Annotated in this window: 1 protein-coding gene and 1 pseudogene; both read left to right on the top strand. The window is 72.6% G+C overall.

Features of this window, described 5'->3' with window-relative positions:
* Nucleotides 1–15: 15 nt before the first annotated feature.
* A pseudogene (locus tag AC2W7C_RS18125) lies at nt 16–500 on the top strand (cytochrome c-type biogenesis CcmF C-terminal domain-containing protein).
* A complete protein-coding gene (locus AC2W7C_RS18130; protein WP_486002597.1) occupies nt 497–988 on the top strand; it encodes a cytochrome c-type biogenesis protein in 492 nt (163 codons plus the stop codon). The pseudogene AC2W7C_RS18125 and the gene AC2W7C_RS18130 overlap by 4 nt, the downstream one beginning before the upstream one ends.
* Nucleotides 989–1,221: the final 233 nt, after the last annotated feature.

Consider the following 1,221-nt stretch of genomic DNA (forward strand, 5'->3'; position numbering starts at 1 on the left):
TGGGCGCCCTGGGGCATGACCCTGGCCCACGCGGGCCTGGGCGTCTTCGTCCTGGGCGCGGTGGTTGAGACCGGCTTCCGCGTCGAGGCCGCCCGCGTCGCGGCCATGGGCCAGGCGGTCGAGGCCGGTCGCTACGTCGTCCGCCTCGACGACGTCCGCATCGTCGAAGGTCCCAACTACCTGGCCGAACGCGGGCGTTTCACCGTCGAGGTCGCCGGCGGCCGCACGCGCGAAGTCACGGCCGAGCGCCGCTTCTTCCCGCCGGCGGGCAGACCACGACCGAGGTCGGCCTGGACTTCCGGGGCCTGGACGACGTCTACGTCGTGCTGGGCGAACGGGCGCAGACGGCTCAGGGCGCGCCAGCCTGGAGCGTCCGCGTCTGGTGGAACCCCTGGGCGCGTCTGATCTTCCTAGGGCCCGCGATCATGGCCCTAGGCGGTCTGCTGTCGCTGATGGACCGCCGGCTGCGGCTGGGCGCGGGCGGAAGGAAGGCGGCATGAAGCGCGCGCTGTTGATCGCCGTCGCCGCCGTCGGTCTGATCGCCGCCGAGCCGGTCCCGCCGCCCGACCGGCCACTGCCCGACGCCGCCCAGGAAGCCCGCGCCCAGCGCCTGTTCGACGACATCCGCTGCGTGGTCTGCCAGCACGAGGCCATCGCCGACAGCCCCGCCAGCATCGCCTCGGACATGCGCCGCCTGGTCCGGGACCAGATCGCCGCGGGCCGCACCGACGCCGAGGTGAAGCAGGATCTGGTCGCCCGCTACGGCGACTTCGTCCTGTTCCAGCCGCCGGTCCGCCTGGGGACCTGGCTGCTGTGGTTCGGCCCCCTCGTCGCCCTCTTGCTGGCCGGCGCCCTGCTGCTGGCCGTCTCGCGCCGCCGGGCGGACGAATCCGCGCCGCTTTCGCCCGAGGAAGAGGCTCGCCTGGCCGATATTCTCGCGAACGGCGATCTTCGCCGCGATCCTGACGCAAAGCCGTCTGACGACTGACATCGCGCGGGACCCAACTCTCGCCCCTGAGCGTTGGCGCGAAGGGCTCGCGCTCTATATCAAGGACCCAACGGGCGCATACGCCGCCCGACGAGAGGATCGCAGAACACCCATGGTGAAGCGCAAGGAATTCATTCTGGGGCCGTCGTCGGCCTGACCTTCGCGGCGGCCGCGACCGCCGGGGGCGTCATTCGACTGGCCCAGTCGCCGAGGCCGGCCCGGTTGCCGGGGGC

Source organism: Brevundimonas sp. CURTG3B2_SDJG, from assembly GCF_057364705.1.

Bases quoted from the DNA above. Each gene is read 5' to 3' on its own strand.
- AC2W7C_RS18130 (WP_486002597.1), top strand. From the start codon at position 497: ATGAAGCGCGCGCTGTTGATCGCCGTCGCCGCCGTCGGTCTGATCGCC.